Source organism: Nonomuraea sp. NPDC050383 (assembly GCF_044459125.1).
Taxonomy (GTDB): domain Bacteria; phylum Actinomycetota; class Actinomycetes; order Streptosporangiales; family Streptosporangiaceae; genus Nonomuraea.
In genome coordinates this window covers 135,868-159,233 of record NZ_JBITIP010000012.1, presented here as the reverse complement: position 1 = coordinate 159,233, position 23,366 = coordinate 135,868, and the positions used below count along the sequence as shown (strand labels likewise).

16 protein-coding genes are annotated in these 23,366 nt (G+C 73.9%); 8 read left to right on the top strand and 8 right to left on the bottom strand.

The genetic code is table 11. The annotated features are described in order from the left end of the window. Positions 1 to 49: 49 nt before the first annotated feature. Entirely contained in the window at positions 50 to 1,024 is a 975-nt protein-coding gene (locus tag ACIBG4_RS28060; protein ID WP_310709346.1) for a glucosyl-3-phosphoglycerate synthase, read from the top strand. After that, a complete protein-coding gene (locus ACIBG4_RS28055) occupies positions 1,021 to 2,151 on the top strand; it encodes a glycosyltransferase (RefSeq protein ID WP_397204344.1) in 1,131 nt (376 codons plus the stop codon). Before ACIBG4_RS28060 ends, ACIBG4_RS28055 begins: the two co-directional genes overlap by 4 nt. Positions 2,152 to 2,179: 28 nt before the next feature. Here the strand turns inward: ACIBG4_RS28055 and ACIBG4_RS28050 are convergent, their stop codons facing one another. Beyond that, positions 2,180 to 4,600: an ABC transporter permease gene (locus ACIBG4_RS28050; protein ID WP_397204343.1), complete on the bottom strand. Its 2,421-nt coding sequence runs from the start codon at positions 4,598 to 4,600 to the stop codon at positions 2,180 to 2,182. Positions 4,601 to 4,617: 17 nt separating this feature from the next. Further along, entirely contained in the window at positions 4,618 to 5,349 is a 732-nt protein-coding gene (locus tag ACIBG4_RS28045) for an ABC transporter ATP-binding protein (protein WP_310709343.1), read from the bottom strand. A gap of 98 nt (positions 5,350 to 5,447) precedes the next feature. On the opposite strand from ACIBG4_RS28045, the gene ACIBG4_RS28040 reads away from it, so the two are divergent. Beyond that, entirely contained in the window at positions 5,448 to 6,056 is a 609-nt protein-coding gene (locus ACIBG4_RS28040) for a response regulator transcription factor (protein WP_310709342.1), read from the top strand. A 7-nt stretch (positions 6,057 to 6,063) separates the two neighbouring features. Here ACIBG4_RS28040 and ACIBG4_RS28035 read toward each other — a convergent pair whose 3' ends face one another. Together ACIBG4_RS28035 and ACIBG4_RS28030 are read right to left on the bottom strand one after the other, a co-directional pair. Continuing rightward, positions 6,064 to 8,136, bottom strand: coding sequence for a sensor histidine kinase (locus tag ACIBG4_RS28035; protein WP_397204342.1), 2,073 nt, complete (start codon positions 8,134 to 8,136; stop codon positions 6,064 to 6,066). A 65-nt stretch (positions 8,137 to 8,201) separates the two neighbouring features. Further along, entirely contained in the window at positions 8,202 to 8,996 is a 795-nt protein-coding gene (locus tag ACIBG4_RS28030) for a universal stress protein (protein WP_397204341.1), read from the bottom strand. Between the two features lie 190 nt (positions 8,997 to 9,186). Between ACIBG4_RS28030 and ACIBG4_RS28025 the strand changes: the two genes are divergently transcribed. Continuing rightward, positions 9,187 to 9,735, top strand: a complete 549-nt coding sequence (locus ACIBG4_RS28025) for a phosphatase PAP2 family protein (RefSeq protein ID WP_310709339.1) — start codon at positions 9,187 to 9,189, stop codon at positions 9,733 to 9,735. On the opposite strand, the gene pip is transcribed toward ACIBG4_RS28025, so the two are convergent. The 3 genes from pip to mscL all read right to left on the bottom strand — a co-directional run bounded on the left by pip (position 9,689) and on the right by mscL (position 11,826). Next, the gene (pip, locus tag ACIBG4_RS28020; RefSeq protein ID WP_397204340.1) at positions 9,689 to 10,660 is read right to left on the bottom strand and encodes a prolyl aminopeptidase; all 972 of its coding nucleotides are present in this window, start codon (positions 10,658 to 10,660) and stop codon (positions 9,689 to 9,691) included. The genes ACIBG4_RS28025 and pip overlap by 47 nt on opposite strands. A 19-nt stretch (positions 10,661 to 10,679) precedes the next feature. After that, positions 10,680 to 11,270 (bottom strand): hypothetical protein, encoded by a 591-nt coding sequence (locus tag ACIBG4_RS28015; RefSeq protein WP_397204339.1) that lies wholly within the window; start codon positions 11,268 to 11,270, stop codon positions 10,680 to 10,682. Positions 11,271 to 11,391: 121 nt separating this feature from the next. Beyond that, positions 11,392 to 11,826 carry a large conductance mechanosensitive channel protein MscL gene (gene mscL / locus ACIBG4_RS28010; protein ID WP_355453000.1) on the bottom strand — a complete coding sequence of 145 codons (435 nt, stop codon included), beginning with the start codon at positions 11,824 to 11,826 and terminating at the stop codon, positions 11,392 to 11,394. A 157-nt stretch (positions 11,827 to 11,983) separates the two neighbouring features. Here mscL and glgX point away from each other — a divergent pair, with 157 nt between their 5' ends. The 4 genes from glgX to ACIBG4_RS27990 all read left to right on the top strand — a co-directional run bounded on the left by glgX (position 11,984) and on the right by ACIBG4_RS27990 (position 19,627). Further along, positions 11,984 to 14,077 (top strand): glycogen debranching protein GlgX, encoded by a 2,094-nt coding sequence (glgX, locus tag ACIBG4_RS28005; protein WP_310709335.1) that lies wholly within the window; start codon positions 11,984 to 11,986, stop codon positions 14,075 to 14,077. Beyond that, entirely contained in the window at positions 14,070 to 16,292 is a 2,223-nt protein-coding gene (gene treY, locus ACIBG4_RS28000; protein ID WP_397204338.1) for a malto-oligosyltrehalose synthase, read from the top strand. The genes glgX and treY overlap by 8 nt, the downstream gene beginning before the upstream one ends. Beyond that, positions 16,282 to 18,024, top strand: a complete 1,743-nt coding sequence (gene treZ / locus ACIBG4_RS27995) for a malto-oligosyltrehalose trehalohydrolase (RefSeq protein WP_397204337.1) — start codon at positions 16,282 to 16,284, stop codon at positions 18,022 to 18,024. Before treY ends, treZ begins: the two co-directional genes overlap by 11 nt. A 406-nt stretch (positions 18,025 to 18,430) precedes the next feature. Next, positions 18,431 to 19,627: a hypothetical protein gene (locus tag ACIBG4_RS27990; RefSeq protein ID WP_397204336.1), complete on the top strand. Its 1,197-nt coding sequence runs from the start codon at positions 18,431 to 18,433 to the stop codon at positions 19,625 to 19,627. A 131-nt stretch (positions 19,628 to 19,758) separates the two neighbouring features. On the opposite strand, the gene ACIBG4_RS27985 is transcribed toward ACIBG4_RS27990, so the two are convergent. Next, positions 19,759 to 23,304 (bottom strand): WD40 repeat domain-containing serine/threonine protein kinase, encoded by a 3,546-nt coding sequence (locus tag ACIBG4_RS27985; RefSeq protein ID WP_397204335.1) that lies wholly within the window; start codon positions 23,302 to 23,304, stop codon positions 19,759 to 19,761. Between the last annotated feature and the right edge of the window lie 62 nt (positions 23,305 to 23,366).

The following is a 23,366-nucleotide window of genomic DNA, read 5'->3' as shown; positions in this document are numbered from 1 at the left end:
GGAACATATGCGCGACCGTGAACCCCTAAAACAGAACGGGGCTGAGTGCATGGAGACAGAACTGCGGGCCTTGGCCAGGGCTCGGGAATGGTACGGTCCCCACTCGAGCACCGCGACCGAGTGGGTCCCCGAGGCCCTGCTCCTCGCCAAGGGAACGACCACGGTGAGCGTCGTCCTGCCGGCTCGCAACGAGGAGTCGACGGTCGGCGACATCGTCACCGTGATCCGCCGCGAGCTCGTCGAGCGGGTTCCGCTCGTGGACGAGGTCCTCGTCGTCGACTCCAACTCGACCGACGCGACGGCCGAGCGGGCCGCCGCCGCGGGAGCACGCGTCGTGGCACAGAACGCGGTGCTCTCCCACCTGCCGCCCCTCACCGGCAAGGGTGAGGCCCTGTGGAAGGGCTTGGCGGCCTCCAGCGGGGACATCGTCGTCTTCGTCGACGCCGACCTGCGCGACTTCGGCGCGCACTTCGTCATCGGCCTCCTCGGGCCGTTGCTGACCGACCCCGGCATCCAGTTCGTCAAGGGCGCCTGCGAGCGGCCGTTCACCGGCGCCGACGGGGTGCGGCGGCGAGGAGGCGGCGGGCGGGTCACCGAGCTGGTGGCACGCCCGCTCATCAACATGTTCTGGCCCGAGCTGGCCGGGTTCCAGCAGCCGCTCGGCGGCGAGTACGCCGGCCGGCGCGAGACGCTGGAGCAGGTGCCGTTCGTCACCGAGTACGGCGTCGAGCTCGGGCTCCTCGTCGACCTGCTGGAGCTGGTCGGCCTCGACGCCATGGCCCAGGTGGACCTGGGTGTCCGGGTGCACTCCCACCAGTCCACCGCGGCACTCGGCCGGATGGCCGGGCAGATCCTGCACACCGCCTGGACCCGTCTCGAACGCCAGGGGCGGGTCATGGCCGCCCAGCCGCCCGCCCGCACGCTCCTGCAGTTCGGGCTCGACGGGCAGGCCTCGCTCATGAACGTGGTCGTGGCCGAGCGTCCTCCGCTCGCCTTACTGCTCGCCGAGGAGGACGTCGCATGAACGTGCTGATCAACACGGGACCCTGGCTCCAGGTCCCGCCCTCCGGGTACGGCGGCATCGAGAACGTCGTGGCCACGCTCGTGCCCCCGCTGCGGGAGCGCGGGGTGCGGGTCGTCCTCGCCTCCGTCGGGTCGAGCACGCTGGAGGTGGACGAGCTGGTCAGCGTCTACGACTCCGGCCAGTTCGCGGAGCTGCAGAAACCGTACAACCAGGTCATGGGGCTGGCGCACGCCCACCAGGCGATGGTGGCGCGCGAGCTGCGCCGCCGCGACGACGTGGACCTCGTCCACGACCATCTGGAGGTGGTCGGTCCGGCCGTGCTCTCCGCCCTCGACGGGCCGCCCGTGCTGCACACCCTGCACTGGGACCTGCGCAAGCACGCCGCGTTCTACGGCGCCTTCCCCGAGTCGGTCGCCGCCAACGGCGTGTCGGAGTCGCAGCTCCGCACCGCGCCGGCCGCCCTGCGCGAGGCGGCGCTCGGCGCGGTCCACCTGGCCACCCCGCTCGCCGGCGCCGCGCCCCGGGTGGAACGCGGTGAGCACCTGGTGGTCATGGGGCGGATCTGCCGGCTCAAGGGTCAGCACGTCGCGGCCCGCATCTGCCAGAAGCTGGGGCAGCCGCTGGCGCTCGCCGGGCCGGTCAGCGGCCTCGGCACGCCGGCCGAGCTGGAGGCCGTCGTCCAGGACCCTTACCACCCGTTGCACGGCCACCCGGACGTCCGCTACCACCTGGAGGCGGTCGGCCCTTACCTCGACGGCGACCTGGTCCGCTGGGAGGGGGCCGTCGCGGGGCGGCGGCGCGACGAGCTGTACGGCTCGGCGCGGGCCGCCCTGTTCCCCGTCCAGTGGGACGAGCCGGGCGGCACCGCGGTGGTCGAGGCGCTCGCCCTCGGCGTGCCGGCCGTGGGGCTGCGCCGGGGCTGCCTGCCGGAGCTGATCGACCACGGCCGCACCGGATGGCTGGCCGACACCGAGGAGGAGCTGGCCGAGTACGTCCTGCGGGTCGACGAGATCGACCCCGAGGAGTGCCGGGCGGAGGCCACCCGCCGCTTCTCGCCGGGCGTCATGGCGGACCGCTACCTGGAGCTGTACGAGGCCACGATCAGGCGGCGCCGAGCCGGCGCCTGATCGTGGCCTCCATGCTCGGGCGGCGTACTCAGTGGACCGCGGGGCGCCGCCCGAGCACCAGCCGGGCCGGCAGGGCGGTGGCGGCGAGCGCGAGCGCCGCCGCCGCGCCGGCCACGGCCAGGTATCCCGGCACGGGCACGGACGGCGCCGCCGAGCCCGTCATGCCCGCGGCGAACGCCGTCAGCGTCACCAGCGCGATCAGCGTGCCCGCCCCGACCGACACGAGCACCGCGGCCAGCGTCTCCAGCCGCAGCACGCGCAGCACCTGCCGCCTGGTCGTGCCCACCAGTCGCAGCAGCGCCAGCTCGCCGGCGCGGTCCGAGGTGGACATGGCCAGCGTGTTGACCACGGCGATCGCGGTGAAGGCGATGACCAGTCCCATGGCCACGTAGTTCACCCCGGCGTCCGGGGCGCTCACCTCGGCGGCCTCGGCGCGGTCGAGCACCCGTAGTCCGGGCAGGGCCGCGGCGAGCCGGTCCCGGGTCAGCGCGGGAGCCGACACCAGCAGCGTGCCCGACGGGTCGTCCACGTGCGCGGCGACGAGCGCGTGGTCCAGCGTCACGTCGCCGAACCCGAGACCGCGGGAGTAGAGGGCGGCGACCCGCGGCGCGACCGGCGTGCCGTCGCCGAGCGTCAGCTCCAGCCGGTCGCCCACCCCCACGCCGAGCCGGGAGGCCGCGGTCCGGCTCAGCGCGACCGAGCCGGGGCCGAACCCGTCCAGGGACCCGGCCACGACGCCCAGGTCCACGGTCCGGGCGTCCGGCGTGAGGCCCTGCGCGCCGTACCGGTCGAGCCCGGCCCTGACGGAGGTGCGCACCACCTCGGTGACGGCCTCCACCCCGGCCACCCGGCGTACTTGGGCGGCGGGCGTGCCCTCCCGGAGCGCCGGGCCCGTCGCGGCGGTCCGTTCGCGGCCGGACAGGACGAACCCGGCGCGGATGCCGGCGTCTGCCTGCTCGCCGGCCGCCTGGCCGAGGGTGACGGGGACGAACAGGATCGTGCACGTCATGGCGACCATGAGAGTGAGCGGTGCCATGACCGAAGCCGTCCGGCCGGCGCGGGAGCGCAGGTTGCGCGCCGCGAGGTGGCCGGCGGCGCCGAGGGCGCCCAGCGGCGTCCCGAGCGCCGCGACCGCCGCCCGCGCCAGCACCGGACCGAGCAGCGCCACGGCCGCCGCCCACACCAGCGCGGTGAGCATCGTCACCGGGCTCGCCGCCGCCTCCGTCTCCAGCCCGGACAGCACCAGCGCGAGCGCCGCGCCGCCGGCGGCCAGCACCGCTCCGGCGACGATCCGGCCTGTCGCCGGACGGCCGCTCTCCAGCGCCGCCTCGCCCAGGGCCTCCACCGGCCTGATCCGGGTGGCCCGCCGCGCCGACACCAGGGCCGCCACCCAGGCCGCCGCCACGGTCGCGACGAGCGCGGCCAGCGCCGGGAACGGGCTCACGACCAGCTCCAGGTTCTCCGGCATCGCGCCGAGCGCCACGAATCTCGACCGCAGCCAGAACCCCAGTCCCATCCCCGCCGCCGAGCCGAGCGTCCCGGCGGCCAGCCCGAGCAGCACCGCCTCGCCGCCCAGCAGCCGGCGCACCTGCCGGGGCGTGGCGGCCACGGCCCGCAGCAGCGCGATCTCCCGCTGCCGCTGCTGCACCGACAGGGCGAACGTGCCGGCCACGACGAGGATCGCCACCAGCAGCGAGGTGCCGCCGAGCGCGCCGCCCAGGCTCACCAGCCGGGTCCGCGCCTTCTCGGCGTCCAGGAACTCGACCGCCCCGCGCTCGTCCCCGGTGTAGGCGACAGGAGCGGCGTTCCGCTTGTCGCCCGCGTGCGCGGCCAGCACGGCGGAGACGTCCACCCGGGGGAACACCCCGATCGCGCTCACCAGCCCCGCGCGGCCGGCCAGCCGGCGCGCCTCCGCCGTGGAGAGGAACACCGTGTCCTGCCCCGGCAGCGCCTGCGCGGTCACGCCGACGACCCGATGACGGCCCAGCCGCGCGCCGACGGCCAGCCCGGCGCGGGCGTCGACCACCACCTCGCCCGCCGTCCGCGGCTCCCGTCCCGACGCGATCGTGAACGGCGTGAGCGCGGCCGACTCCCACCCGTGCCCCAGCGCCGTGCCGAACGGGAACGTCACCTCCGGGACCACCCGCGACACCCCGGGCGCCGCGCGCAGCTCGTCCGCCAGCCCGGCGGGGATCCACGCCCGCTCCGCCAGCGGCTTGGCCTTGGTCTTCACCTTGTCACCCGAGGTGACCGTCTGGCGCACGAAGCGGTCACCGGCCACGACCAGCGGCGCCCCCGCGTAGCGCTGCGGCGCGACCGTGCCGCGCAGCCCCGTGTCCAGCAGCATCAGGCAGGCGCACACCAGCGCCGCGGCGCAGAGCAGCGCCACGAACGCCCCCGCCACCCCCGCCTTGCGATGCCGCAGCGAGCGGACCGCGAACCCCGTCATCCCCTGGGACCTCGCCATCACGTCCACGCCCCCAGCCGCGTCATGCGCTCGGCCACCTTGTCGGCCGACGGCGCGCCCATCGCGTCCACGATCCGCCCGTCGGCCAGGAACAGCACGGTGTCGGCGTACGAGGCGGCCACCGGGTCGTGGGTGACCATCACCACGGTCTGGCCCATGCCCTCCACCACCTCGCGCAGCAGCGTCAGCACGCCCCGGGCCGTCATCGTGTCCAGCGCCCCGGTCGGCTCGTCGCCGAAGACCACCTCCGGCTTCGTCACCAGCGCCCGGGCGATCGCCGCCCGCTGCTGCTGGCCGCCCGACAGCTCCGCCGGCCGCCGCCCGGCCCGCCCGTCCATGCCGACCCGGCGCAGCAGCTCCGCCGCCCAGAACGCGTCCACGCGGGCCCCGGCCAGCCGCAGGGGCAGCGTCACGTTCTCCGTCACCGTCAGCGACGGCACCAGGTTGAACGACTGGAACACGAACCCGACCCGCCGCCTGCGCAGCTCGGTCAGCCGGGTCTCGTCCATGCCGGCCAGCTCCGTGCCGCCCAGCCGTACCGAGCCCGAGGTCGGGACGTCCAGCCCGGCCGCGCAGTGCAGGAACGTGCTCTTGCCCGATCCCGACGGCCCCATCACCGCCGTGAAGCTCCCGCGCGGGATCGCCACGGACACCTCGCGCAGGGCGGCCACGGCCCCCTGCCCCTTCCCGTACACCTTGCTCACGGCGTCGAGCCGCACCACGTCCGTCATGCCCTCAAGCCTGCTCAGCGGGCCGCCCCCGGACCAGAGACGCGATCACCGGTCGACCATGACGCCATCATGAACCGGACACTGATAGACATGTCCCCGTGATTCGCGTACTGCTGGCAGAAGATCAGCACGTGGTCAGGGGCGCGCTGGCGGCGCTGCTGGGCCTGGAGGCCGACCTGGAGGTCGTGGCGGCCGTGGACTCGGGCGACGCCGCCGTCGCCGCCGCGCCGGCCCACCGGCCGGACGTGGCCGTCATGGACATCGACATGCCGGGCCGGCTCGACGGCCTCGACGCGGCGAGCGAGATCCGCGCCCGCGTCCCGTCGTGCCGCATGCTCATGCTCACCGGGTACGGCAAGCCGGGGCACCTGCGCCGGGCGCTCGCGGCCCAGGTGGACGGCTTCCTGCTGAAGACGGCGCCGCCGGAGGACCTGGTGGCGGCCATCCGCAAGGTCGCGGCGGGGGAGCGGGTGCTGGACCCCTCGCTCGCGGTGGCGGCCTGGGGACTGGCGGAGAACCCGCTGACCGGCCGCGAGGCGGACGTGCTGCGCCTGGCCGCCGGCGGCGCCGACGCCACGGACATCGCCGCCCAGCTGCACCTGACGGCGGGCACGGTCCGCAACTACCTGACGGGCATCGTGGCCAAGCTCAACGCCCGCAACCGCACCGACGCGGTCCGGATCGCCACGGAGGCCGGCTGGATCTGACGCCCGCTCACGCCGCCGGGATCGGGCAGGGTGAGGCGAGGAGGGGTGTCACGGCCTCCAGCTCGAACCAGCCGTCCCCCGCGGCGGTGGTCAGGCGGCCGTCGAGGGCGGCCAGCCGGGTCGTCAGGTTGCCGATGCCGGACGAGCCGTGCCGGGCCCGCGCGCCCCGGGCGCCGTCGTTGCGGACGCGCAGCCGTACCACGCCGTCCTCCAGCGCCGTGGAGACGGCGCAGTGGCGTGCGGAGCTGTGGCGCAACACGTTCGTCACGGCCTCCCGCAGGACGGCGCTCAGCACGGTCTCGGCCTCGGCGGGCAGCGGCGGGTGGGCGAGGTCCACGGTGACCTCCACCCCCGCGGCCGACAGCACCGAGCGCGCCGAGGCCGCCTCGGAGGCCAGCGACAGGTCGCGGTGCTCGCCGGAGACCGAGCGCAGGTCCGCCTCCGCCTGCTCGGCCAGGGCGATGACGCCCGTCAGCTCCGCACGGGCCCGCGCGGGGTCGAGCCGCCGGGCCAGCTCGCACTTCAGCAGGATGGCGGCCAGGCTGTGGCCGAGGAGGTCGTGCAGGTCGCGGGCGGCCCGCAGGCGCTCCTCGACGACGGCCGCGCGGGCCAGCTCCTCGCGGGCGGCCTGGAGCTCCTTCACCTGCCGGGCCAGCCGCACCAGGCCGTACACGACGAGACCGGTGACCAGGGCGCTGACCGTGAAGTTCGCCGTGGCGGCGGAGGGCAGCCCGAAGGCCGTCCCCGCGACGGCCACCGCGGCCAGCACGGCCGCCACGAGCGGCCACGCCACCCGCCACCGGAACGCCAGCAGCACCGGCCCCGCCACGAACCCGGCCACGCCCAGCCACACCGGCCCGAACACCGGCACGGGCGCGACCGCCAGCACGGTCATCACGCCCAGCGCCACCATGTGCCGCCCGTTGACGGACCGCAGCTGCATCGCGACGACCACGGCCAGGACCGCCGCCGCGGGCGCCACCATGCCCGCGGGCAGCGCCAGCAGGGCCTTCACGCTGAACCCCACCAGCACGGCCGCGAGCAGCCCGAGGACCACGCCGTACGACTCGCCGTACGTCGCCCGGCCCGTCTCCGCCTCGTCCTCGCCGGCGGCCCGGTGGGGCAGCGCGGCCTCGACGACGTAGCGGCCGTCCGGGGCGAGGCCCGCGGACAGGACGCCGCCCGCCGCCTCCACCTGCGCGGCCGTCGCGCCCGGCCGGCCGTCCTCGGCGGTCCGCCGGCCGTCGTCCGTGATGCGCAGCCGCACCGTCCCGTCCGTGTCCAGGGTCTCGATCAGGCATGTCCGGGCGGCGCCGAGCCGGACGACGTCCGTCACCGCCTCCCGCAGCACGGCGGCGAGCACGGCGCCCGCGGGGCCCAGCGGCTCGGCGTGCCCCTCGCGCACCTCGGCCCCGATCCCGGCGGCGGCCAGCAGAGCGCGGGCGGTCGTCAGCTCGGGGCCGAGGGACATGGCCCGGTAGCCGGCGGCCGCCTCCCGGGCCATGGCCAGCGACTCCCGCGCCGTCCGCACCACCTCGGCCGGCATGTCGGCGCCCGCGAGGGCGCGCCGCACACCCTCGACGATCACCGCCAGGCTCCGGCCCAGGCCGTCGTTCAGCTCCGCCGCGATCCGCAGCCGCTCGTCGGCCGCCGCGCCCGCCGCCAGCGCCGCGCGGTTCGCGTGCAGCTCGCCGGCCCGGTCCACCAGCCGCCCCATGCCGTAGATGAGCAGCGACAGCAGCGCCGTCGTGATCGTGGCGTCCAGGGTGGCCCGCACCTCGCCGTGCCGCGCGTGCTCGATCACCGCCGCGCCCAGCACCGCCAAGGGCGTCAGCGCCCACCACCGCGACAGCAGCAGCGCCCCGCCCAGGAACCCGATCACCGCCACGGACGACCCGAGCCCGGCCGACAGCCCGGCCACCAGCGCGGCCTGCGCGGCGAGCAGCCACCCGCAGCGGCGCCACAGCATGTACGCGACCTGGACGCCGAAGACCGCCACCGCCCCGGGGAAACCCGCGATCACGTACACGCCGGCGAATCCGGCCAGCACCACGACCACGATCAGCCGCGCCTGACGCACCCTTGCCCCCCTGTGACCCGTGAGGGCACCAGCCTAGGAGGGGCGGCGCGCCGATCGAATCCGGCTCAGCCGAACCCGCGCGGCAGCACCGTGACCGGGCACGGCGCGGCCCGCAGCACCTTCATGGCCAGCTCCCCGAGGAAGACCCGGTGCGGCTGCGCGTCCTCGCTGGCCGCGCACACCAGCAGCTCGCCGGGCGTCCACTCCAGCGTCTCCAGGGCCGAGGCCACGTCGTGCCCCTCGGCGATCTCCGCCTCGGCCTCGATGCCGGTCGACTCCCACGCCAGCCGTACGGCGAGGGCCAGGTCGTCGCCCAGCCGGCCCGGGTCCTCCGTCCGGAGGTCGAGCGTGATGAGCCGCAGCGGCACGCCCAGCCGCAGGGCCGTCTGCGCCACCCGCTCCACGGCGGCGTCGCACTGGGGCCGGTGGACGTAGGCGAGCGTGAGCCGCCCCGCCTCCTCGGGCGGGCGGTACCCGGCGGGCGCCAGCATCACCGCCTCCGGCGACAGGTGCAGCAGGTGGTCCGTGGTGGACCCGATCGCGATGCGCCCCCGCTGACCGCCGTCCGCCGAGCCTGCCACGACCAGGTCGGCCCGGATCCGGCTGGCCAGGACGGACAGCCCGCGTCCCACGCCCCGGCTCTCGTAGGTGATGTACTCGGCGGGCATGCCGCCCAGCTCCTCGGCGGCGTGCGCCAGGTTGGCCTGCGCCTCCACGGCCTCGCCGGGACTGCCGGGCGGGTAGACCGTCGCCACGGTCAGCTCGCCGCCGGTGACGCGCGTGATGGCGGCGCCGAGGGCGAGAGCGTCACGTCCACCCGCGTCGGCGGTGTAGCCGACGATCACGTGCTCTCCGATCACGCATGCCTCTCTACCCGGCCGGAACTCCGCCTACGCCGCCGATCCGGCGTGCCGCGCCCTGACCTTCGTCCAGCCCGGCCCTCGGCCGATCGGCCGATCGGCGACACTCCGGGATCGGCCGGGAGTCGGACGCGAAAGCGGGTGATCTTCCGTAAAGTCGTGTCACTGCTCGTTCACCGATTGGACACGTGTGTACCGCGACATCGTCGACTTCGCCCTCGGCACGCCCGCATGGCTCCACACCCTCGCGGAGGTGGGCACCGACGCCGGCCTGTTCCTGTTCGCGGCGTTGTTCGTGCTGTGCTGGTGGCGGACCCGCAACGGGCCCGCGCGCGACCTGGCGATCGCGATCGCCGGCCCGGCCGGAGTGGTGTGCGCGTACGTCGTCAGCGAGGTCGTCAAGACCGTCGTCAGGGAGGACCGGCCGTGCCGGGGCGGCGTGGCGACGATCACCGCGTGCCCGCCGCCGGACGACTGGTCGTTCCCCAGCAACCACGCCGTGATCGCCGCCGGCGCGGCGGGCGCGCTGGTGCTGGCCTGGCGCGCGCTGGCCTGGCTGGTGCTACCGCTGGCGGCGGTCATGGCGTTCTCGCGGGTGTTCGTCGGCGTCCACTACCCGCACGACGTGGCGGCGGGCTTCCTCATCGGCGTGACGCTGGCGCCGCTGTGCACGTTGCTGCTGGTCGGCGCGGTCACGCCGGTGGTGCGGCTGGCGCGAAGCCGTCTGTCGCCGCGATGAGCCGGTCCACGATGCCCGGCTCGGTGGCGGAGTGCCCCGCGTCGGCCACCACGTGGAACTCCGCCTCGGGCCAGGCGCGGTGCAGGTCCCAGGCCGTGACCATGGGCGTGCAGGCGTCGTAGCGGCCCTGCACGATGACGGCCGGGATGTGGCGGACCTTGCCGACGTCGCGGATGAGCTGCTCCGGCTCGAACCAGCCCAGGTGGGTGAAGTAGTGGTTCTCGATCCGGGCGAAGGCCACCGCCATGCGCTCCTGGCCGAAGTCCGCGACCAGCTCCTCGTCCGGCAGCAGCGTGACCGTGGAGCCCTCCCACTGCGCCCACGCCCGCGCCGCCGCCAGCCGCGCCTCGGGGTCCTCGCCCTCCAGCCGGCGGCGGAAGGCGGCGATCAGGTCGCCCCGCTCCTCCTCGGGGATCGGCGCCACGTACGCCTCCCACCGGTCGGGGAACAGGTACGAGGCGCCCTCCTGGTAGAACCAGCGCAGCTCCTGGGGCCGCAGCGTGAAGATCCCCCGCAGCACCAGCTCGGTCGTGCGCTCCGGGTGGGCCTGCGCGTACGCCAGGGCGAGCGCGCTGCCCCACGACCCGCCGAACACCTGCCACGCCTCGATGCCGAGATGCTCGCGCAGGCGCTCCATGTCGGCGACGAGGTGCCAGGTGGTGTTGTGCTCCAGCGACGTGGCGGGGTCGCTCGCGTGAGGGCGGCTGCGCCCGCAGTTGCGCTGGTCGAACAGCACCACCTTGTACAGGTCGGGATTCCACTGCCGGCGGTGCTTGGCCGTGCACCCACCGCCCGGGCCGCCGTGCAGCATCACGGCCGGCTTGCCGGCGGGGTTGCCGCACAGCTCCCAGTAGATCTCGTTGCCGTCCCCCACATCCAGGAAGCCGGAGTCGTAGGGCTCGACGGGCGGGTAATGGGTTCTCATCCCGCCGATCCTGCCACCCTCAGGACCACTCGTGCCGGCTCAGGAAGGACCGGTCGCCGGTGGCGTACTCGTGGAACGCCTGCCGGACCTCGTCGAGGCGCGGCATCAGCGTCCGCACCATGTGCCCTTCCTTGTACTCCACCTCGTACGCGGGCTCGCCCTGCTCGGCGGGGGACACCTGGATGAAGTGGTGCCCGAAGGTCACCAGGGCCGCGAACGGGTTCTGCGCCGACAGAGTGGCCAGCACGTCGTGGATCAGCCCCAGGTCCGGGTCGTGCACCACCATGCCGTCGCCCGTGTGGAGCTGCATGCCCTGGTGGACGCCGAGCGGGCCGACGTTGTGGACGAGGTCGCGCTGCGGGTCGTAGCAGACCAGCCCGTGTGCCCGCGCGACGGTGAACACCTGGCCGGACATCTCGTCCATCGACTCCAGGTCCATCGTCACCAGCACGTGCCCGGGGAACACCGTGACGAGCCCCGGCAGCTCCTTGGCGACCTCCGGCAGCGCGCCCTGGACCGGCCTGCCCTTCTTCGCGGCCAGGTACCCGGCCCGCGCCTGATCCCTGGAGATCGGCACGGGCTCGTCCCAGACCATCAACTCAACGCTCACCCGCCCATCCTGCCCAACCCCCGGCCCCTTTGAAGCCCACAACCTGCCAAAACCCCACACCCCATGCGTACTGGGAACCTCTGCGGCTTCCGCCCGTCCCCGCCCGGTCCACCCCAAGCTTCTACCGGGGCTCGGTCACGGCCGGCTTCTCGGAGTCGGGGACCAGCGGCGAGGTGCAGTGGGCGCACCGGCGCGCCTCCGTCGGGACGTCGCTCAGGCACTCCGGGCACTGCCGGGTCGTGACCTCCTGGTCCCGGTCGAACAGGCTGACCAGCCGCGTCATCGGCAGGACGACCAGCCAGTACACGACGGCCGCGATGATGAGGAAGGTGATGAGATGGTTGAGGAAGTCGCCGTACCTGAACTGGCTGCCGTTGACGGTGAAGGAGTACTGAGCGAAGTCCGGCTTCCGCCCGCCGGTCACGGCGCCGATCAGCGGGGTGATGAGATCGGCGACGAGCGCCTGCACAAGCCCGCTGAACGTCGCGCCCACGATCACCGCGACGGCCAGCTCCACGATGTTGCCCCGTAAGAGGAACTTCTTGAATCCACTCATGGAACGCCTACGTGACCGGGGGACGGGCGGTCAAACGCGACGCGGAGACAGGCTAAGGGGCCGTTCTGTGGGAAGGACCTGATCCGTCTACGGGGAGCCGGCCTTGTCCGGTGGAGCGGGGGAACGGAACATGGGGAAGAGCCGTAAGGGAGCCTTGATGATCGAAGTGTGGCCGGGAGACCCCTATCCGCTCGGGGCCACCTATGACGGCGCGGGCACCAACTTCGCGCTGTACACCGAGGCCGCCGACAAGGTGGAGCTGTGCCTGTTCGACGAGAAGAACAAAGAGACGCGGGTGGCTCTGACCGAGGTGGACGGGTTCATCTGGCACGGCTACCTGCCCGGCGTGAACCCCGGCCAGCGTTACGGTTACCGCGTCCACGGGCCGTACGACCCGGCGCAGGGCATGCGGTGCAATCCGAACAAGCTGTTGCTCGACCCGTATGCGACGGCGATCGAGGGTGACGTCAAGTGGGACGAGGCGGTGTACGGCTACCGGTTCGGCCAGCCCGACTCGCGCAACGACATGGACTCCGCCCCGTACATGCCGCGGTCCATCGTGATCAACCCGTTCTTCGGATGGGGCCACGACCGGCCGCCGGCCACGCCGTACCACGACACCGTGATCTACGAGGCGCACGTGCGCGGGCTCACCATCGCGCACCCGAAGATCCCCGAGCACCTGCGCGGCACCTACGCGGCGCTGGGCCACCCGGAGATCCTCGACCACCTGACCAAGCTCGGGGTGACCGCCATCGAGCTGATGCCGGTGCACCAGTTCGTCACCGACCACATCCTGGAGGAGCGGGGGCTGGCGAACTACTGGGGCTACAACTCGATCGGCTTCTTCGCCCCGCACAACCGCTACTCCAGCCAGGGGCAGCGCGGCGGGCAGGTGCCGGAGTTCAAGGCCATGGTGCGCGCCCTGCACGAGGCGGGCATCGAGGTCATCCTGGACGTCGTCTACAACCACACGGCCGAGGGCAACCACCTGGGGCCCACGCTCGGGTTCAAGGGCATCGACAACGCCAACTACTACCGGCTGGTCGACGGCGACCCGCGCTACTACATGGACACCACGGGCACCGGCAACAGCCTGCTGATGCGCTCGCCGCACGTGCTCCAGCTCATCATGGACTCGCTGCGGTACTGGGTGACGGAGATGCACGTCGACGGCTTCCGCTTCGACCTCGCCTCCACCCTGGCGCGCGAGCTGCACGAGGTGGACCGGCTGAGCGCCTTCTTCGACCTGGTGCAGCAGGACCCGGTGCTGTCGCAGGTCAAGCTCATCGCCGAGCCGTGGGACGTCGGCCCGGGCGGCTACCAGGTGGGCAACTTCCCCTCGCGCTGGACCGAGTGGAACGGCCGCTACCGCGACACCATCCGCGACCTGTGGCGGGGGCAGGCGGCGACGCTGCCGGAGTTCGGCTCCCGGCTCACCGGCTCCAGCGACCTCTACCAGGACGACAGCCGCCGCCCCGCCGCCTCGATCAACTTCGTCACCTGCCACGACGGCTTCACCCTGCAGGACCTCGTCTCGTACGACCACAAGCACAACGAGGCCAACAAGGAGGGCAACCGCGACGGCAGCGACGACAACCGGTCCTGGAACTGCGGCGCCGAGGGCCCGGCCGACCTGGCCGTCGAGTCGCTGCGCGAGCAGCAGAAGCGCAACTTCCTGACCACGCTGTTCCTGTCGCAGGGCGTGCCGATGCTCTCGCACGGCGACGAGCTGGGCCGCACCCAGCGCGGCAACAACAACGGCTACTGCCAGGACAACGAGCTGACCTGGGTCGACTGGTCGGACGTGCGCGAGAACTGGCTGCTGCTGGAGTTCACGCAGAGCCTGGCCGCGCTGCGCAAGAAGCACCCGGTGTTCCGGCGCAGGCGATTCTTCTACGGCCGGCCGGTGCGCGGCCTGAGCGACATCGCGTGGCTCACCCCGGCCGGGGATGAGATGACCGACGCCGACTGGAACGTCGGATACGCCAGGTCGCTGGCCGTGTTCCTGAACGGCGACGCCATCACCGAGCCGGACCGGCGCGGCCGGCCCATCCGCGACGACTCGTTCCTGCTGCTGTTCAACGCCCACCACGACACCATCAAGTTCACGATCCCCAAGGACTACGGAGAGATGTGGCAGACCGAGATCGACACGGCGATGCCGATCAGCCTGGACATCCGGGTCTGCCGGGCCGGTGAGAAGGTGGGCGTCCCCGGCCGCAGTGTGAGAGTGCTGCGTCGTGTCTAGGCCCCTGTCGACCTACCGCGTCCAGCTCACCCCCGACTTCGGCTTCGCGCAGGTGGCGCAGATCGCCGGCCACCTGCGCGACCTGGGGGTCACCCACGTCTACCTGTCGCCGATCCTCCAGGCGACCCCCGGCTCGCTGCACGGCTACGACGTCACCGACCACTCGCGCATCCGCGAGGAGTTCGGCGGCGCCAAGGGCTTCAGGGAGATGGCCGAGCAGCTCGCCGCCCACGATCTCGGCATCGTGGTCGACATCGTGCCGAACCACATGAACACCACCAACGCCCAGTTCTGGTCGGTGCTGCGCGACGGGACCGCCTCGCCGTACGCCCGCTGGTTCGACATCGAGTGGGAGGACGGGAAGGTGGCGCTGCCCGTGCTGGGCGACGACACCGAGCCCGTCGTGGACGGCGACGTGCTGCGCTACCACGAGCACGAGTTCCCCCACCCGGGGCACTACCGGCTCGTGGACTGGCGCGAGGGGCCCGGCTACCGGCGCTTCTTCGACGTCTCCACGCTGATCGGGCTGCGGGTCGAGGACCCCGAGGTGCTCTTCGCCACCCACGAGGTGATCTTCTGGCTGCTCGACGAGGGGCTCGTCGACGGGCTGCGGATCGACCACCCCGACGGCCTCGCCGAGCCGCGTGGCTACCTCGAACGGCTGCGCGCCAGGACCGGCGACACGTGGACCGTCGTGGAGAAGATCCTCATCGGAGGCGAGCGGCTGCCGGAGGACTGGCCGTGCGACGGCACCACCGGCTACGAGGTGCTCAACCGCGTCAACGGCCTGTTCGTCGACCCGGCGGGCGCGCCGCCGCTGGTGGAGCTGTTCACCCGCCTGACCGGGCAGCCCGCCGACTACCGGGAGGTGGTGGCGCGCTCGAAGAGCGAGGTCCTGGACCTGTTCTTCGGCGCCGAGGTCCGGCGCCTGGCCCAGGCGACCGGCGCCGAGCCGGAGACGGTGGCCGAGCTGCTGGCCGCGATGCCGGTGTACCGGGCGTACATCGTGCCGGGGGAGCCGCCGCCGCCCGAGTCGGTCGAGATCGTCGAGCAGGCCGCGGCGGCCTGCTCCCCGGCCGCGCAGCGGCTCGCCCAGCAGGTCCTGTACGGCCCGCCGGAGGTCGTCACCCGCTTCCAGCAGGCGTGCGGGCCCGTCATGGCCAAGGGCGTCGAGGACACGGCGCTGTACCGGTGGTTCCCGCTGTCCTGCCTCAACGAGGTGGGCGGCGAGCCAGATGTGTTCGGGATCCCGGTCGAGGAGTTCCACGCGTTCTGCGCGCAGATGCGGCCCCACTCGATGACCACGCTGTCCACGCACGACACCAAGCGGTCGGAGGACGTGCGCGCCCGGCTGTCGGTGCTGTCGGAGCTGCCCGAGGAGTGGGAGGAGGCCGTCACCGCCTGGTCGTCGGCGGTCTCCCACGACCCCCACCTCGACTACCTGGCCTGGCAGAACCTCATGGCGGCCTGGCCGATCTCCGCCGACCGGTTCGCCGGCTACCTGCTCAAGGCGGCGCGGGAGGCCAAGACCGCCATCTCCTGGGTCGATCCCGACCCCGGCTACGAGCAGCGGCTGCGCGACTTCGCCGAGGCCGCCGTCAAGCTGCCCGTCGGGGAGTTCACCTCGCGGATCGACCGCTACGCCATGTCGAACTCGCTGGGCGCCAAGCTGGTGCAGCTCATGATGCCGGGCGTCCCGGACGTCTACCAGGGCAACGAGACGACCGACTTCTCCCTGGTGGACCCGGACAACCGGCGGCCCGTCAGCTACCCGCGCACCCCCGCGTCGGAGTGGGACGCGGCCAAGCTGCTGGTCACCACCCAGGCGCTCCGGCTGCGCCGCCGCCTGGGCGCCGACGCCGCGTACACGCCGCTGGCGGCGGACGGCGAGGCCGCCGAGCACGTGATCGCCTTCGCGCGGGGCGGCGGCGCGTTCGCCGGCTCCGTCACGGACGGCGCGCTCACCACCGGCGGCCCGGCGGCCGCGGGCGGCACCGGCACCCCGGGCGACGAGGGGCGGGCACGGGCCGTCGCCGTCGCCACCCGCCTCCCGGTGCGCCTGTACCGCCGTGGCGGCTGGGGCGCCACCACGCTCACGCTGCCGCCCGGCTCCTGGCGTGACCTGCTCACCGGTGCCGTCCACACGGGCCGAGTCCCGCTCGCACACCTGCTCAACCGGCATCCCGTCGCACTTCTGGAGAGACATGACCTTTAGCGACAAGACCTTCGAGGTCTGGGCACCGAAGGCCACGGCTGTCGAGATCGACGTCCTCGGCGGCAGGCGGCCCATGCGGCAGCGGCCGGACGGCTGGTGGACGGCCGACGTGCCGGAGGCCACCCACGGGACGCGGTACGCGTACGTGGTGGACGGCGGCGGGCCGTACCCCGACCCGCGCTCGCGGCGGCAGCCCGACGGCATCTTCGGCCCGAGCGCCGTCTACGACCACGGCCGCTTCACCTGGTCCGACGACGGGTGGACCGGCCGCGACCTGCGCGGGTCCGTCATCTACGAGATGCACGTCGGCACGTTCACCCAGGACGGGACGTTCGAGGCGGCCGTCGAGCGGCTCGACCACCTGTCGGAGCTGTGCGTCGACTTCGTGGAGGTCATGCCGGTGGCGCCCGTGCCGGGCGGGCGCAACTGGGGCTACGACGGGGTGGACCTGTACGCGGTCAACGAGACGTACGGGGGGCCCGACGGGCTCAAGTCCTTCGTGGACGCCTGCCACCGCAAGGGCATCGGCGTCATCCTCGACGTGGTCTACAACCACCTCGGCCCGTCGGGCAACTTCCTGCACCCGTTCGGCCCGTACTTCTCCGGCTTCGCCGGGAGCTACTGGGGCGAGGCGGTCAACCTCGACGGGCCCGGCTCCGACGAGGTGCGCCGCTACTTCATCGAGAACGCGGTGCAGTGGCTGCGCGACTACCACATCGACGGGCTGCGGCTCGACGCCGTCCACGCGCTGCACGACAAGCGCGCCACGCACCTGCTGGCCGAGCTGTCGGCCGAGGTGGACGCGCTGGCCTGCGCCGTCGGCCGGCCGCTGTCGCTCATCGCCGAGTCGGACCTGAACGACCCGCGCATGGTGCGCTCGCTGGACGCCGGCGGCCTCGGCATGACCGCGCAGTGGAACGACGACGTCCACCACGCCCTGCACACCGCGGTCATCGGCGAGACCCACGGCTACTACGAGGACTTCGCCGGCCTGGACGCCCTGGCCAAGGTGCTGACCTCGGGCGTCGTCCACGACGGCGGCTACTCCACGTTCCGGGGCCGCACGCACGGCAGCCCGTACACGGGGGTGCCCGGCCACCGGCTCGTCGCCTGCCTCCAGAACCACGACCAGATCGGCAACCGCCCGGCGGGCGACCGGCTGCCCATCCCCGCGCTCAGGCTGGGCGCCGGGCTGCTGCTGACGTCGCCGTTCACGCCCATGCTGTTCATGGGGGAGGAGTGGGGGGCGCGCACGCCGTTCCCGTTCTTCTCCGACCACGTCGAGCCGGAGCTGCGCGAGTCGGAGGACGACCGCCGCGAGCAGGAGTTCGAGGGCTTCGGCTACGCGTGGGAGGCGCCGCACCCGTCGGACGAGCAGACGTTCCTCAACGCCAAGCTCGACTGGGGGGAGCTGAAGGAGGAGGCGCACTGGTCGCTGCTGTGCTGGTACCGCGACCTGATCGCCCTGCGCAAGGCGCTGCCGGAGCTGTCGGACCCGCGCTTCGACCGGGTCCGCGTCGAGCACGACCCGGGGGGCGACTGGCTGGTCATGTGGCGCGGCGAGTCGGTGTGCGTGGCGGTGAACTTCGGCGCGGACGCGGTGACACTGCCGGTGCGGGTGGCGTCTGTGCTGCTGGCGGCGGACGACAACGTGACGGGGGGCGAGGACGGCCTCCGACTCCCCTCCCAGAGCCTCGCCATCTGCCGCACGACCCAGTCCCCGCCCACCTGACGCGCCCTGCCACCAGAGGCCCTGTCACCAGAGGCCCTGTCACCAGAGGCCCTGCCACCAGAGGCCTGTCACCAGAGGCCTGTCACCAGAGGCCCTGCTACCAGAGGCCCTGCTACCAGAGGCCCTGCTACCAGAGGCCCTGCTACCAGGGGCCCTGCTACCAGACGCCCTGCCGGTGCGCCCTCGTCACTGCGTACCGGCGAGGGCGCACCGTCCTGATCCGGCTGGATGCCACGAATCGTGCCCCGCCCCTGCCATCCACGGAACGGGTACGTCAGCCTGCCCGGGCCCCGTCATCCACAGCCGCCCTGTGCCCGGCCCCACCATCCACAGAACCGCATTCGGCCGCACCGCCCACCCACCCTCTTCGCCACCCTGAGGGCCTCACCCCGTCCCGGAGGCCCACATGAAGATCACCCTGCCCGTCCCCGCGTCCCTGACGTGCCGGTTCGTCGTCGCCGTCGAGCGCCTGCCACGCCCGGTCCCGGAGCTGGTGCCCTGGCGCGTCGGCCGCCCGTTCCGCAAGGCCGCGATGACCGCCTACGGCACACCCCGCCTCGAAGTAGCCCCTCAGGCGCCCCTCCCGCCATGGGAAGATCCCCACCCCACCCCCTGGAGACCGACGGCCGCCACGCTGCACCCCGACGAGCGGCAGCTACTACGCCGGGCAAGACACCACCTCGTCGTCTCCTCGACGGCGCCACCGCACGCACTCCCCGGCAACGCGCAGGTCGCCCGCGCCACGGCCCGGGCCCTGGCCCGCCAGTGCGGCGGCCTGGTCATCGACCCGCTGACAGGCACGACGGTGCCCCCCTGCGACCGGTGCCCCGACGAGCCCGCCGAGTTCCGGCCGGCCGACGACTGGCTGGGCTGGGACATCCAGGTCCACGACGACGCGACGTGCCCGCCGTGGGACCCGGCCGACACGGCGGCGTGCGACTGCCTGCGGGTGACCTCCCGCGGCCTGCGCCGCTTCGCGCTGCCGGAGATCACCATCGACGGTGCGGCCTGCGCGCACAGGCTGTGCGCGACCAACCTGCTCCGCGCGGTGGCCCACCGGCTGGTGGCGGACCACCTGACGTTCCTGGCCGCGCACCCGGAGGCCGACGTCCGCGTGATCGACGACCACCTCCACATCGCCCTACCGGCCGAGCCGCTGCCCGGCATCCCGGCCGAGCGGCCGCGCCCACCCGGCGGCGCCACGTCCGTCCCGGCGGCCGTTCAGGCCCCACCTGCCACGTCCGTCCGGGCCGCCGTTAAGGCCCGGCGAGCCACGCTCCCGGCGGCCGTTCCGGCCCCGCGTGCCACGTCGGTCCCGGCCGCCGTTCAGGCCCGGCGCGCCACGTCGTCAGCCGCTACCGCGTTCGACGGTCTCACCTTCGGCGTACGCCTGACCCCCTGCGAGCCGCAGGCCCCGGGCGCGGGCCGGCCCGGCAGCGTCCGCCGCCTCAAGGTCGCCCCGGCCCCCGGCACGGGCCAGGCGACATGCCTCAAGGTCGGTCCGCCCTCCGGCTTCACCGGCTCCCTCAACGACTGGCTCTGCGCCACCCAGGAGGCGCACCCGTTCCGACGCACCCCTTCGCCCTACCCCCTCGCAGCATGAGCGGCAACCTGCGCCCGGCTCGTGGTCCGACAGGCACGGGGCGACTGCCCGTTCGCCGCGCCCGTCACGAGGCCACAGTTCGTCCGGGGCATCCTCGGCGGCGACCCGCTCCGCGGCTGACGAGGCTCCCGTCAGCACCCAGCCCGGTACGGCCGGCCGGGGAGGTGGCGCGCCCACTCCGCCGCGGTGAGGGTCCGCCCGGCCCGGGCGCACACCGCCTTGAGCAGCGGCCCGACCGCCACGGGCAGCCGTGTCAGCCGTGCCTTCCTGCCGATCGCCACCACTTCCGCGTCGTCGGTGAAGGCGACCGACCGCGCGCTGTCCGTCAACTGCACCACGGGCCCGACCTGCTGCCCTCGCCGCACGTCCCAGACGGTCAGCGTGTTGTCCTGCGCCGCGAACGCGAACAGCCCGCCGTCGGCCGAGAACGCGGCCGCCCATGACGGCGCCCCCGCCCGCAGCCAGTCGCCCACCTGGGCTCCTGTGCGGGTGTCCCAGATGCCGACCTTGCCGGCGAAGTTCGCGGCGACCAACCTCAGGTCCGCGTCGAACCAGACCTCCTCCGTCGCGCCCGGGAACGGCAACCGCGGCCCGTAAGGCTGCCCGCTCTCCAGGTCGACCATGCGCAGCCGGTCCGCGTCGAGGCCGACGAGCCGGCCTTCCGCGCTCACCGTCCACCCGAACAGGCGCGGCCTGGACACCTGCTTGACCCGCCGCCCGCCAGGCAGCGCCCAGAGGGTGAACGTCTTCTCCTCGGCCGTCCACAGCCCGGCTGGGCCGGGGAGCGCGCCGTCGGCGATGCCGGCGAGCGGCACCCTGGCCAGTTCGCCTCCGGTGGCGGTGTCCCAGACGACGACGTTGTCGTTGCGCCGCAGCGCGAGCCGGCCGCCGTCGCGGCTGAAGGTGAGCTCGCTGTCGTACGGGTCCGACGGACCAGCGGCCAGCGCCCTGCCGGCCGTCCGTACCCGGGACGCCTCCCACGTGCGAGGGTCGGCCAGCCGCACCTCCGGCGCGTCCAGCGCGTGGGAGGCGAGCCACCGGCCGTGCGGGTCGAGCTCGACCTCGTCCACGGGCTCCGCCGAGACCGCCTGCGGCGGGAGCGTGACGACCGTGTCCTCGCTCAGGTACCGCAGGCCGTCCGGCCCGAACCCGACCGCGGACGCCAGGTCGGGTAGCTCCCGTTCGTACACCAGGGGATCGTCGGCGTCCACGTCGTAGAGTCGCAGCGTCGTGCCCAGCCCCGCGAGCAGCCGGCCGTCCGGGCCGAAGACCGGTGTCGCCATGCGGTCCCAGTCCCCGATGAAGGCGATCTCCTTGCGGGTCCGGGCGTCGAAGACGGTGAGCCCTTTGTCGTCGGCGATGGCGAGCCGTTGCCCGTCGCGGCTGAAGGCCGCCCAGGCGGCGCAGTTCGAACAGATGCCGGGGAAGCCCGGCAGGGCGTTGCCGGAGGGCAGTGCCCAGCGCTTTCCGCCTCCCACGGCGTAGTCGCCGCCGGGGTGGACCGCCACCTTGTCGAGCGTGGGAACCATGGTGGTCCGTCCGGTACGCGGGTCGCGGATGTCCCTTCCCTGCCCGTAGTCGATGACGAGGAGGCCGCCGTTGAAGGAGACCTCCAGGTCGAGCTCCTCGCTGGCGGGCACGCGCGGGCCCACCCGCGTGCCGGTGGCGAGGTTCCACAGCGCCACGCCCCTGGTGTCGGCCACGGCCAGCAGCCGGCCGTCCTCGCTGACCGCGACCTGCCGCAGCCGCGCGGCGGGCTTGCCCGGGGCGGTGAGGCTGCCGGTGAAGCCGCCCGTGCGGCGGCCGGTCGCCACGTCCCACATCCGCACCTCGCCGGGGCTGACGCTGACCAGCGTGCGGCCGTCGGCGCTGAGCGCGCGGGCCACGTCCGGGCCCGTCGCGGGATCGTGGAAGGAGCCGGTGGCCGGATCGGCGATCGAGGCGAGCAGGCTCGATCGCGCCTCGGCCGTGGGCGAGAGCCGTCCGGCGGCCGCGCTGAGCAGCATGGCGAGCACGGGGTCGCGGCCGCGCACCGACTCCGCGACGCCCGCCAGCCTGGCGGACTCGGCCGTGTCGCGCTGCCGGACGAGCGTGTCCCCCTGCTCGGCCAGGGTGGCGCTCTGCCGTACCGCGAAACCGCCCACGACCAGCGACACCACCAGCAGGACACCGAGGCCGGCGGCCAGCGCCCTGGTACGCCGCGAACGACGCCTGGTGAGCGCGGCGCCGGCCTCCAGGAAGTCCCGCTCGGCGGGCGTGAGGGTGATGTTGCGGCGTTCGGCGGCGGCCCAGCGCAGCGCGTCGTCGAGGGAGCTGCCATGCAGGAGGTCGGCGTCCTTGCGCCCGCGCTCCTTCCAGCGTTCGGCGGCCGTGAGGATCTGCCGGTGGATGGGCAGCCCGTCCCGGTTGGCCGCGATCCAGGCCCGCAGCCGGGGCCAGGCCAACGGCAGGGCGGGCCGCAGCAGCCGGAGCCTGTCCCCGCCGTCCACGGCCGAGACGAGGTAGGCGAAGGCGGCCAGCACGCGGTCGGCGTCGGGGGGCAGCTCGGACCTGCGCGCCTCGCGCGGCACGAGGGTGCCGTCCTCGGTGACCGTGACCAGGCGCAGGAAGATGTCCGGAACCAGTTCCCTGTCGGCGGGGGAGAGCGCGGCGTAGGCGTCCTCGGCGATGACGCCGAGCGCCGGGTCGCTGCCGGCCACGCCGATCCGCTTGCCGTCGCTCGCGCCGCGCGCCAGCAGCCGGGCCGTGTCCACGGCCCCGTCCGCCTCGTTGAGCCCGTCCACCTGTCCGGCGAGCCCGTCGGTGCGGAGAAGGCCGTCCGGCTGTCCGGTGAGCCCGTCGGTGCCGAGCAGGCCGACCGCCGGTCCGACGAGCCCGTCCGCGCTGAGGAGCCCCAGCAGCAGCTCGCGCGAGCGCGGGCGGCGCGCGCCGTCCTTGGCCAGCGCCGCGCGGACCAGGCTGCGCAGCGAGCCGGGCAGCACGGCGAGGTCAGGCTCGTGCGAGAGCACGCGGTGCATGACCGCGCCCAGCGACTCGCCCGAGAACGGGGCCTTGCCGGTGGCGGCGAACAGCACCACGGCGCCCCACGCGAACACGTCCGCAGCCGGCCCCGCCCGCTCCCCCGAGAACACCTCGGGCGCCATGTAGCCGGGCGTGCCCGCCACCACCCCGGTCGTGGTGAGCGACATCTCCTGTGTCCTGGCCACGCCGAAGTCGATCACCCGGGGGCCGTCGGGCCCGAGCAGCACGTTGTCGGGTTTGAGGTCGCGGTGGACGACGCCCGCGTCGTGGACGGCGGTCAGCGCGGTGGCGATCGCCGTGGCCAGCCGGTGCAGGTCGTCCCCGGTGAAGCGCCGCCCGCCTGCCACGGCCGCCCGCAGGCTCGGGCCCTCGACGTACTCGCTGACGATGTACGGCCTGGGCCCGTCGAGATCCGCGCCGAGAACCCGGGCGGTGCAGAACGACGCCACCCGCTGCGCCGCGACGACCTCCTTGGCCATCCGCCCCCGCACCTCGGTCACGCCGGCCAAATCGCCCCGCAGCAGCTTGACCGCCACCCGCGTGCCGGCCTGGTCGTACGCCTCGTACACGACGCCCTGGCCGCCCGCCCCCAGCCGCCCGGCCAGCCAGTACGCGCCCAGCCGCTGCGGGTCCCCGTCGATCAGTGCACTCCTCACACGGGGTTGGACTACCACCGAGACCGGGTGGTTGCCGAGCGCAGAGGGGCAAACCGCAGGAC